Annotated in this window: 9 protein-coding genes; 7 read left to right on the top strand and 2 right to left on the bottom strand. The window is 64.5% G+C overall.

Annotated features, from left to right (window positions below):
• Both holA and F8K16_RS06395 read left to right on the top strand, forming a co-directional pair.
• On the top strand, window positions 1–582 hold a 582-nt coding region (gene holA / locus F8K16_RS06400; protein WP_294948392.1), incomplete at its 5' end, for a DNA polymerase III subunit delta.
• Entirely contained in the window at window positions 579–1,838 is a 1,260-nt protein-coding gene (locus tag F8K16_RS06395; RefSeq protein ID WP_294948390.1) for a glutamate-5-semialdehyde dehydrogenase, read from the top strand. The genes holA and F8K16_RS06395, both read left to right, overlap by 4 nt.
• A 191-nt stretch (window positions 1,839–2,029) precedes the next feature.
• On the opposite strand, the gene F8K16_RS06390 is transcribed toward F8K16_RS06395, so the two are convergent.
• Both F8K16_RS06390 and F8K16_RS06385 read right to left on the bottom strand, forming a co-directional pair.
• A complete protein-coding gene (locus F8K16_RS06390; RefSeq protein WP_294948388.1) occupies window positions 2,030–2,617 on the bottom strand; it encodes a DUF302 domain-containing protein in 588 nt (195 codons plus the stop codon).
• A 159-nt stretch (window positions 2,618–2,776) separates the two neighbouring features.
• Window positions 2,777–3,916, bottom strand: a complete 1,140-nt coding sequence (locus F8K16_RS06385; protein WP_294948385.1) for a 4-phosphoerythronate dehydrogenase — start codon at window positions 3,914–3,916, stop codon at window positions 2,777–2,779.
• 3 nt (window positions 3,917–3,919) lie between these two features.
• Between F8K16_RS06385 and F8K16_RS06380 the strand changes: the two genes are divergently transcribed.
• The 5 genes from F8K16_RS06380 (at window position 3,920) to F8K16_RS06360 (ending at window position 10,903) form a co-directional block, all read left to right on the top strand.
• Window positions 3,920–4,546: an alpha/beta hydrolase gene (locus F8K16_RS06380; protein ID WP_294948383.1), complete on the top strand. Its 627-nt coding sequence runs from the start codon at window positions 3,920–3,922 to the stop codon at window positions 4,544–4,546.
• Between the two features lie 93 nt (window positions 4,547–4,639).
• Complete coding sequence (locus tag F8K16_RS06375; RefSeq protein WP_294948381.1) at window positions 4,640–6,010, top strand: TolC family protein; 1,371 nt, start codon at window positions 4,640–4,642, stop codon at window positions 6,008–6,010.
• Window positions 6,011–6,028: 18 nt separating this feature from the next.
• On the top strand, window positions 6,029–7,156 hold the full coding sequence (locus tag F8K16_RS06370; protein ID WP_294948379.1) for an efflux RND transporter periplasmic adaptor subunit: 1,128 nt from the start codon (window positions 6,029–6,031) through the stop codon (window positions 7,154–7,156).
• A 3-nt stretch (window positions 7,157–7,159) separates the two neighbouring features.
• On the top strand, window positions 7,160–10,504 hold the full coding sequence (locus tag F8K16_RS06365; RefSeq protein WP_294948377.1) for an efflux RND transporter permease subunit: 3,345 nt from the start codon (window positions 7,160–7,162) through the stop codon (window positions 10,502–10,504).
• A 93-nt stretch (window positions 10,505–10,597) separates the two neighbouring features.
• A complete protein-coding gene (locus F8K16_RS06360) occupies window positions 10,598–10,903 on the top strand; it encodes a hypothetical protein (RefSeq protein WP_294948375.1) in 306 nt (101 codons plus the stop codon).
• Window positions 10,904–11,068: the final 165 nt, after the last annotated feature.

Below are 11,068 nucleotides of genomic sequence, written 5' to 3'. Positions count from 1 at the left end.
TGGTGTCAGCAGCGGGCCGGCCATTATGGGCTGACGCTGGAGTTCGAAGCCGCCGCCGTGCTGGCGGAGCGGAGCGAGGGCAACCTGCTGGCGGCGGATCAGGCGCTGGAGATTCTGCAGCTGCGCTATGGAGAGGGCGCCCGCATCACGCCGGAGCAGGTGATCGAGAACGTGGCCGATCAGGCTCATTACGAGCTGTTCGCCCTCTCCGACCGGCTGCTGGCGGGGGAGATGCTGGAAGCGCTGCACGTGCTTGACCGGCTGCTGGCAAGCGGCACCGCCGTGCAGCTGGTAGTGTGGCTGCTGGGGCGCGAGGTGCGGCTGGGCTATCAGCTGTCCGCCTTTCCGGAGCGGGCGCAGCAGTGGTTCAGGGAGCATGGCATCTGGAAATCCCGTCAGAACGCCTACCGCCGCATGGCCGAGCGGCTGCCGCCCGCGCGGTGGGCCCGGCTGCTGGCCCGGGTGGCCGAGGCGGACCAGATCGGCAAGGGCGCGCTGTCCGGCGATCCGGCCCGGGTACTCAAGGATATCGTGGCCGCCGTCTGCGGCGCAGATCAGACACTGGAAGGAGTCATGGCATGAGTCAGGATGTGAATCAGTACATGGAGCGGCTCGGTGAGCAGGCACGCGCGGCCTCCCGCGTGCTGCGGCGCACCGCCACCGCACAAAAGAACCGCGCGCTGGAAGCCATCGCCGCGGCTATCGCCGCCCGGCGTGAGACGCTGAAGGCGGAGAACGAGAAGGATCTGGCCGCCGGCCGGGCCAACGGGCTGGACGCGGCGCTGCTGGACCGTCTCACCCTGTCCGACAGGGTGATCGACACCATGATCGAAGGACTGCACCAGATCGCCCAGCTGCCCGATCCGGTGGGTGAGATCACCGACATGCGCATGCGTCCCTCCGGCATTCAGGTGGGCAGGATGCGCGTGCCGCTGGGCGTGGTGGGCATCATCTACGAGTCCCGTCCCAATGTCACCATTGACGCGGCTGCCCTGTGCCTCAAATCCGGCAACGCCGCCATTCTGCGTGGCGGCAGTGAGGCGATCCACTCCAACCGCGCGCTGGCCGAATGCATTCGGGAAGGGCTGACGGAAGCGGGGCTGCCGGAGACGGCGGTTCAGGTGGTGGAAACCACCGACCGCGCCGCCGTGGGGCGGCTGATCACCATGCCGGAGTTTGTGGACGTCATCATTCCCCGTGGCGGCAAGGGATTGATCGAGCGCATCAGCCGGGACGCACGGGTGCCGGTCATCAAGCACCTGGACGGCATCTGCCATGTCTACATCGACAGGGACGCCGACGTGGACAAGGCGGTGCGCGTGGCCTTCAACGCCAAGACCCAGCGCTACGGCGTGTGCAACGCCATGGAAACCCTGCTGGTGGACGACGACATCGCCGAGGTGGTGCTGCCGCCGCTGGCGAAGCTGTATGCGGAAAAGGGGGTGGAGTTGCGCGGCTGCGAGCGCACCCGCGCCATCATCGACGCGAAGCCGGCTACCGAGGAGGACTGGGCCACCGAGTATCTGGCCCCCATCCTCTCCATCCGCGTGGTGGACGATGTGGACGCCGCCATGGACCACATCGCCCGCTACAGCTCCGGTCACACCGAGTCGATCATCACCGAGAACTTCACCACCGCGCGGCGCTTTCTGGCGGAGGTGGACTCCAGCTCCGTGATGGTCAACGCCTCCACACGCTTCGCCGACGGCTTCGAGTATGGTCTGGGGGCGGAGATCGGCATCTCCACCGACAAGTTCCACGCCCGCGGCCCGGTGGGGCTGGAAGGACTCACCAGCCAGAAGTGGATCGTGCTGGGCGACGGTACCATCCGCGAATGAGGGGGTGCGCGTCTGTCAGGTAATGAAAACGCCCCGTGCGGGGCGTTTTTCCTGTCTGGCGCCGGGAAAATGCGGTGCGTTTCGGGCGTGCCGCGGCGGCGTCCCGCAAAAATGGGGGAGACCCCGTTCTCCGGCCACAAAAAACCCGCCGTGCGGCGGGTTGAGGTCGGAGGATCTGTCAGGTTCGCCGATCAGAAGTCGCCGGTTGCGGCCGCTTCCATCATCTTGGCGATGGTGTCACGCACCTTGTAGGCTTCCTTCTTCAGCTCCGGCGGCAGCTTCTTGCCCATCTTGACCATCATGTCCATGTTCAGGGTGTAGAGCCACAGTTCGTTCTTGCCGGTCTTTTCATTCTTGCGCTCTACGACCACGATGCGGCAGGGCAGATAGGCGGCCATGTTGGGAGAGAAGGTCACCATGTGACGGGCGGTCACCGGGTTACAGAAGGAATAGACCTTCAGGTAGCCGGTTTCGATACCGCGGGCCTTCAGCTCGTCGGACAGGGGCAGGGTACCCACCGGCTTGATGCCCATCTCGGTGGCCACGGACATCAGGGCGTCTTCAATGTCTTCCGGGGTGACGTCGTCGGCCACCTTGCGCTCCCAGGTGGTGGCGCAGGCGATTTCGCCTTCACACTTGACCCACTTGTCCCACAGCTCCATGGCGGTTTCGCCGGCGCCATCTTCCAGGTTGCTGGCGGCCTTCATGGTGCCGCAGGCGGACAGGGTGGCGATGGCGGCGGTCAGGAGACCGAGTTTGATCAGGTTCACGAACTTCATAATGTTGCTCCTTGGTGTCGCTTTGTCTTCAGAGTGCTGGATGAACCAGTTGTGACGGCTTAGCTTACCGGTTGGGCGTGTGGATGCCAATTTGAATAATTTGGTCAGATCATAATGTTTGTTTATAAAGAGTTGCTTATGCTCTGAAATAAGCGGGTGTTATTCCCCCATGAAGCCGAGGCGGACTGCCGCCGAGCGTGTTGCCTCGTCAAGTCCGGCAGGCAGGGCATGGGCATGCCACTCCCGCCGGGGCGGATAGTGGCGGCGCCAGTGCTCGAAGCGCTCGGGCAGGGTGTCGTCCATCGGTTCCAGCGCCCGCTGATCCCGGGTGAAGTCATGGGCCTGGCGGCACAGATCCGTCAGCCGGCAGATCGGGTCCTCGCTTTCGGGCAGCTCCAGCGGCCTGGGAGCGGGCAGGCGGGCAAAAATTTCAGCCTCATTCAGCAGTGGCGCCCGCCAGAAGCGGCGCAGCGCCTGGCTGGCCATCACGCCGCCACGCAGCTTGGCGTCCAGACTGTGGCCGGCGATGTGCGGGGTGGCCAGCCAGGCGCGACGGAACAGCTTCGGGTTGATGCGGGGCTCGTTCTCCCAGCAGTCGATGATGTCGGCGGCGGTGTCCGTTTCCAGCCAGGCGGCTTCGTCCACGATGCCGCCGCGGGCGGCGTTGATCAGCATCGCATCCGGCCGGATCAGGCCCATGTTCGTCCGATTGAGCAGGTGGCGGGTTGGGTGGGGGCCCTCATCGGTCAGCGGCGTGTGCAGGGTGATGAAGTCCGCCTCGCGCAGGCAGGTTTCCAGCGGCGTGTGGGGGAACGCCGGCTCCCGTTCGGCCCGGGGCGGGTCGTTGAGCAGCAGGCGCAGGCCCAGCGCCTCGGCGCGGCGGCGCACCTGTTCGCCCACATGGCCCACGCCGATGACGGCCAGTGCTCTTCCTCTTAATGTCTCCTTTCGCTCGCAGGCCCAGCGCAGCAGGTTGGCGATGATATATTCCGCTACGGCCACCGCGTTGCACCCCTGCGCGCTGTAGAAATGAATGCCCGCCTCATTCAGCCAGCGCCGGTCCACATGGTCCAGCCCCACCACCGTACTGCCGACGAATTCCACCCGGCTGCCGGCCAGCAGGGTGGCGTCCACCCGTGTGCGGGAGCGCACGATGAGCGCGTCGGCCTCCCGCACGGCGTCCGTGTCGATCGCCCGGCCCGGCAGCAGAATGACTTCGCCCAGATCGCCAAACAGGCGCTCGGCCTCCGGTATGGCGTCGTCCACTACAATGCGTCGCACAGGCTTGATGGAGGACATGGCATGCAATCCGGTGTTGAGAAGGTTTGGATACCCGGCCCGGCGGGCCGGCTGGAGGGACGTATTTTAGACAACGGCGGCCCGCGCTGGGCGTTGCTGTGCCATCCGCATCCCCAGTATGGCGGCACCATGGACAACAAGGTGGTCACCACGGTGGAACGGACGCTTCAGCAGCTGGGCTGGAGCACGCTGGTGTTCAACTTCCGCGGCGCCGGCGGCAGCGAGGGTGCGTTTGACAACGGCATCGGCGAGCAGGCGGACCTGATGGCGGCGCATGCCTGGCTGAAGGCGTGTCACGCGCCGCAGCGGCTGCTGCTGGGCGGGTTTTCCTTCGGCGCCTATGTGACGCTGAACCGCTGGCAGGCGGTGGCGGCGGACGCACTGCTGTCCATCGCGCCACCGGTGGGGCTGTGGGACTTTGACGCGCTGGTTCCCCCGCAAAAGAACTGGACCGTCATTCAGGGCGGGGGGGATGAGGTGGTCTCGCCCGCGGCCGTGCTGGCGTGGCTGGCGGCGCAACCCGTCATGCCCACCCTCTACTGGCGCGCCGGGGTGAGCCACTTCTTCCATGGGCAGCTGGTGTGGCTGAAAGGGGTGATCGAGCTTGAATATAAGAAATCTCTAATATAAAATCCCGCTAATTTTCTTATATGGCGATAAGTTTGCATTATGACCGAGCGAAACAGTAGGCTTCAGAGGATGCTTTCAGGGAGTGGACGAGTGATGAGATTCAGACGACTGGCAGGGGCGCTGCTGCTGGCGTGTCCCATGCTGGCGCAGGCCCAGATTCTCACCTTCAAGGCCAGCGTGGAGCGGGCCCTGAAGGAGAACCCGGAGATCGCCGCGGCGGACGGACGCATCGCCCAGGCCAGCGCCGCGCTCAAGGCGGCGGAGCGGGCCCGGCTGCCCCAGATCAACGCCGAGCTGAGCGTGGCCAACACGGACGATGCGCTCAACGTGTTCGGCATGAAGCTTTCCGAGCGGCAGGCCACCTTCAACGACTTCGGCGCCAACGAGTTCAACCCCAGCAATCCCAATGTGCTGAGCGTGGAGCCGAAGAACCTCAACCGGCCCGGCGACTGGACCCACTACAACGCCAAGATCCAGCTGCTGATCCCCATCTGGAACGGCGGCAGGATCAGCGGCTTCCAGAATCAGGCGCGCGCGTTCACCGAGGCGGCCCGCTACGGCAAGGAAGCGGTGCGCCAGTTTCTTACCTACAGCGTTTTCCGCGCCTATGACGGGGTGCACACGGCGCGTGCCTATATCGCCGTGGCGCGCAAGGCGCTGGAGGCAGCCGACAGTTACGTGAAGACCACCAAGAGCATGGTGGAGCAGGGCATCGTGGTCAAGTCTGAGCTGCTGCGGGCGCTGGTCAACCGCTCCGAGGCGCAGCAGGCGCTGACCGAGGCGGAGAATCAGGAGCAGCTGGCACTGGACGCCCTGCGCACCCTGCTGGCCCTGGACATGGGCGAGTCCATCGAGGTGGGCGACCGCGTCATGATCGACCTGCCCAGCGAGGATGTGGTGGAGTTGGTGTCCATGGCGCTCAGTCGCAACCCGAAGCTTGTGGCCCTGCGCAAGCAGTATGAGGGCGAGCTGGCCGGCGTGCAGGTGGCGCGCGCCGAGCGCTATCCCCATGTGAACGCCATGGCGGAAAAGGATTTCAACTCCGACCACTTCGGCCTGCAGGCGGACAGCTATCTGGTGGCGCTTCAGGCGAAGTGGAAGCTGGATGCGGGCGTGACCGGCGCCACCATCGAGCGGGCGCGCGCCAGGGCGCAGACGCAGGCGGCCAGGTTGCAGTCGGAGGAGAACCAGATCCGCCTGAAGGTGATTCAGGCATGGCGCAACTGGCAGGTGGCCAACAGCAAGATCACCACCACCCGCCTGAACGAGGAGCAGGCTGAGGAGGCCAACCGACTGGTGCTCAAGCGCTACAAGGCGGGCGTGGCCACCATCACTGAACTGCTGGCCTCCCAGGCGCAGCTGGACAAGGCGCGTGCCGACCATGTGGCGGCGGTGTATCAGGCCAATCTCTACAAGGCCGAGCTGCGCTGGCTGACCGGCACCATGACACTGGACAACCTGTAAGAATTCGAGGAGCAGATGATGAAGCGAAGCATTCTGAGCATGATGGCTCTGCTGGCTGTGCTGGGGCTTTCGGCCTGTCAGCAGGAGGGCGGGAAGAGCGCCCAGCCCGCGCAGAAGAAGCAGGCGGAGCAACCGCTGAAGGTGGAGGTGGCCAAGGTGTCGCTGGGCACGGTGCCGCTGACTATCGTGGTGCCCGGTGCGGTGGTGCCGGACGAGCAGGCGCAGATCGCCTCCCGCCTGATGGGCTTCGTGCACAACCTGAAGGTGAAGGAGGGTGATCATGTCAAGAAGGGGCAGCTGCTGTTCACCATTGACCCGACGGATGTGAAGAGTCAGATCTCTCAGGCGGAGGCGGCCTACCGTCAGGCCAAGGCGGCGCTGGATGATGCCCGGGCCGATTACGAGCGCTTCAAGAAGCTGTATGAGGAGGAATCCGTCTCCAAGCAGCAGTTTGACAAGATCCGCCTGCAGTATCAGGTGGCGCAGCAGAACTTGGCGGCGGCCAAAGCGGCCTTCGATCAGGCGCGCGCTCAGCTGAAATACGCCAATGTGAAGGCGCCGTTCGACGGTGTGGTGGTCAAGAAGCTGGCCGCCAACGGGGATCTGGCCGCGCCAGGCAAGCCGCTTTTGGTGCTGGAGAATCTGGAAACCATGTCTGTGAAGACCGAAGTGGCCTCCGACCTCTACGCCCGTCTGCACGCCGGTGACGAGGCCACCATGTGGATCGAAGGCATCGACCATCCGGTCAAGGGCGAGATCTATGCGCTGGTGTCCGCCGCCGATCCGCGCACCCGCACCCACACGGTGAAGATTTCCCTGCCCAGGGCGCTCAAGAACGTCAATTCCGGCACTTTCGCCCGCGTCAGCTTCAAGGTGGGCGAGCGTCAGACCATGATGATTCCGGCCGATGCCATCGTGGTGCGTGCCGGCATCACCGGCGTGTTCGTGGTGGATGCGGACAACCGGGTACACTTCCGCATGATCCGCCCCGGCAAGCGCATGGGCGACAGGGTGGAGGTGCTGGCCGGGCTGGATCTGGGCGAGCGCATCGTCATCAGCCCCAACAACCGCCTGCTGCGCAATGGCGACCGGGTGGAAGTGGTCAAGGTGGTCGATCCGTCACAACCGGCTGACAAGGGGGCCTGATCCATGGCGGAGATCAACAGGGAAGTCAAGCTGAACCTGGCCGGCAAGCTGGCGGCCATGTTCATCCATTCCAAGATCACGCTGCTGATCATGCTGGCGCTGTTTCTGGCCGGCATGCTGGCGCTGGCGCTGACGCCGCGGGAGTACAACCCGCAGATTGTGGTGCCGGCGGCCAACATCATCGTGCCCAAGCCCGGTTCTTCGCCCGAGGAGGTGGAGAACATGGTGGTCAAGCCGCTGGAGAACATCATGAACGCCCTGGACGGGGTGGATCACACCTACGGCATGGCCATGAACGACGTGGGCATCGTGACGGTGCAGTTCAAGGTGGGCGAGGACAAGGAAGCCTCCCTGGTGAAGCTCTACAACCAGGTGATGCGCAACATGGACAGGATGCCCCCGGACACCCTGCAGCCGATCATCAAGCCCATTGACGTGGACGAGGTGCCGATCCTGACGCTGGCGGTTTCCTCCGAGCATCTGTCCAGCTTCGCCCTGCGGGATGTGGCCCTCAAGCTGGTGGAGCAGATCCGCAACATTCCCGACGTCTCCCTGACCCATGTGGTCGGCGGCAAGCCGCGGGCGATCAATGTGTGGCTGGATGCCCAGAAGATCGCCATGACCGGGCTGACGCTGGACCAGATCAAGGACATGCTCAAGGGCAACAACGCCTCGCTGCCGGTGGGTGAGCTGATCAACAGCAACCAGGCCCATCCGGTGCGGGTGCAGGGCTACCTGAAGGACGCCGATGAGGTGGGCAACATCATCATCGGCGTGGTGGAGGGCCGCCCCATCTTCCTGCGGGACATCGCCCGCATCGTGGACGGGCCGATGGAGATCGATCAGGACACCCGTATCGGCTTCGGCCCCGACGGCGAGATGAAGACCGCCGGCGAGATTCCGCAGGTGACCATCACCGTGGCCAAGAAGCCCGGCACCAACGCGGTGACCGTGGCCGACCGGGTGCTGGCCAAGCTGGAGGAGATGAAAAAGACCGTCATCCCCGAAGGCGTGCACATCGTGGTCACCCGCAACGACGGTTTCGAGGCGGATGACGCGGTCAACACGCTGGTGGAGCACCTGGGCATCGCCGTGGTTTCCGTGGCGCTGATTCTGATCGTCTTCCTCGGCTGGCGCGAGGCGGGGATCGTCACGCTGACCGTGCCGCTGATCCTGTTCGTGGTGCTCACCGTGGGGCTGATCGCCGGGCAGACCATCAACCGCATCACCCTGTTTGCGCTCATTCTGTCGCTGGGTCTGCTGGTGGACGCGGCCATCGTGGTGATCGAGAACATCCACCGCCACATTCACGAGGGCTTCGATCCGAAGCGCTTCGACCAGATGCTGGTGCAGGCCACCAACGAGATCGGCAACCCCACCAACATCGCCACGCTGGCGGTCATTCTGGCCTTCATCCCCATGCTGTTCGTCACCGGCATGATGGGGCCGTTCATGGCGCCGATTCCCTTCAATGTGCCGGTGGCCATGATCGCCTCGCTGGTGGTGGCCTACATTCTGGTGCCCTACGCGGTCTATCACTGGATGGGCAAGCGCGCCATCCGCGAGATGGAGAAGCGCGAATCCATGCTTGAGGAAGGCGAGGCGCCGGGCCACAGGGAGGACTGGCTGCAGCGCACCTACCGGCGCATCATCGAGCCGATGATCGCCAGCCGCACCAAGCGCAATGTGTTCTTTCTGGTGGTGCTGCTGGCGCTGTTCGCGGCCCTTGCGCAGCCGGCGCTGCAGTTCGTGCGCCCCGACGGCATGAACCACCCGCTGGCGCCGCTGGGCGTCGAGGTGAAGATGCTGCCCTACGACAACACCAACACCCTGCTGGTGGAGGTGAAGATGCCCGAGAACGCCGCGCTGGAACGCACCGATCAGGTGGCCCGGGCGGTGGGCGACGTGCTGGCGAAAACGCCGTTCGTGACCAACTACAGCACCTTCCTCGGCATCACCGCGCCGGTGGATTTCGCCGCGCTGGTGCGGGGTGACATGCTCAAGAAGGGGCCCTATCTGGCGCAGATCCGCGTCAATCTGGTCAACAAGCACCATCGTGACGTCAGCTCCCACGAGATCGCCGAACGGCTGGACAAGGCGCTGGACAAGGTGCGCGCCGTCTATCCGCAGGCGGAGCTGAACATCTACGAGACCCCGCCGGGGCCGCCGGTGCCCAAGCAGATCCTGGCCGAGCTCTACGGGCCGGACTACGACAAGCTGCGTCAGGCGGCCAAAGAAGTGCGCAGGATGTTCGGCGACGTCTATGGCATGATCAACGTCAACGACACGGTCACCGCCGATGTGCAGACCTACGAGATCGTCGTGGACCGGGATCAGGCCAACCTGCTGGGCGTGGCCCCGGCGCAGCTGGGCAAGATGCTGCATGACTATGTCTCCGGCTTCAAACTGGGCGCCATGCACCTGGATGACGCCCGCGAGCCGGTGCACATCATCGTGCGTCTGCCCCGCTCCGAGCGCTCAGCGCCGGAGCAGCTGATGAGCCTGCGGGTGGCCTCCCGCAGTGGTGCGGCGGTGCCGGTCAGCGCCGTGGCCAAGATCCGCAAGGTCATTCAGGCCAAGCCGATCCTCGACCGTGACCAGCACGCCATGGTCATGGTCGGCGGCGAGCTGCTCAAATCCAGCCCCGTCTATGCGGTGCTGACGCTGGACAAGTGGCTTGACGGTAAAAAGCTGCCCGAGTCCGGCATCACCTTCCACACCGCCAATCTGGGCTTTGTGGAGGCGCAACCGAAGGACATCACCGACTATACCCTGCTATGGGGCGGCGAGATGCGTCTGACGCTGGATGTGTTCCGGGATCTGGGCAGCGCGTTCATCGTGGCGCTGGTGTTCATCTACCTGATTCTGGTGGCCTACTACCGCTCGTTCATGATCCCGGTCATCGTCATGGGCGCCATCCCGCTGACCATGATCGGCGTCTTCCCGGGCCACTGGCTCACCGGTCAGGCGTTCACCGCCACCTCCATGATCGGCGTGATCGCGCTGGCGGGCATCGTGGTGCGCAACTCGCTGCTTTTGATCGACTTCATCCTCGACTACCGCAAACAGGGCTTCGGCCTCAGAGAGGCGGTGATCGAGGCCGGCAAGGTGCGGGCGCGTCCCATCATCCTCACCGCGCTGGCGATCATCTTCGGCTCGGTCATCATGATCACCGACCCGGTATTCGGCGGACTGGCGGTGTCGCTGATCTTCGGCACCCTCTCCTCCACGGTGCTGACGCTGTTCGTCATCCCGCTGCTGTACTACATCTGGCAGTACTACACCGGGGATAAAGATCCGCAGGCGGATCCTTCCGAACTGGAGCGGGAAGGCGGGCTGGCCTCCTGAGGCCGCTTTCCTTCCCTCCGACTCTGCACGCCCCCGCCCTGCGGGGGCGTTGCGTTTGTGTATACTGAAAATCCGTCATCAGAGGAGAAAAACATGAAACGCGTTCTGCTGGGCATGGGGCTGATGCTGACCGCCCTGACGGTCGGTGCCGAAGGCATGGGGCACCCTCCCATGGACATGCGCGGCATGCACATGATGCCACCGCTGCCTTCCTTCCTGAGCATGGACCGCAACCGAGACGGTTGCGTGGCCAGTGACGAATACGCACGCATGGAGACCGATGACCGTCCGCTGCCGGACTTTGATGCAGTGGATACGGACGAGGACGGCTGCATCACCCTTCAGGAGGTGCGTCAGTATCGCAGGAAAGCCCGCGAACAGGGGCCGCCTCCAGCCTGAACCGCCGCAACAGGCTCCATTCCCGTCGAAAACCGGCGCGCTCCCCGGCGCGCCAGGACGACACCCTGTGAAAACGGGGGAGACCCCGTTCCCAGAGTCGGTTTTCTGCCTGAACGGGCAGATTCGGCCAGTTTCTATGGGAAAAGAGCGGTTGAGAGCGGGGCG

The sequence above is a fragment of the Sulfurivirga sp. genome (assembly GCF_015490265.1).
Taxonomy (GTDB): Bacteria; Pseudomonadota; Gammaproteobacteria; order Thiomicrospirales; family Thiomicrospiraceae; genus Sulfurivirga.
This window is presented reverse-complemented; position numbering and strand designations above follow the sequence as displayed.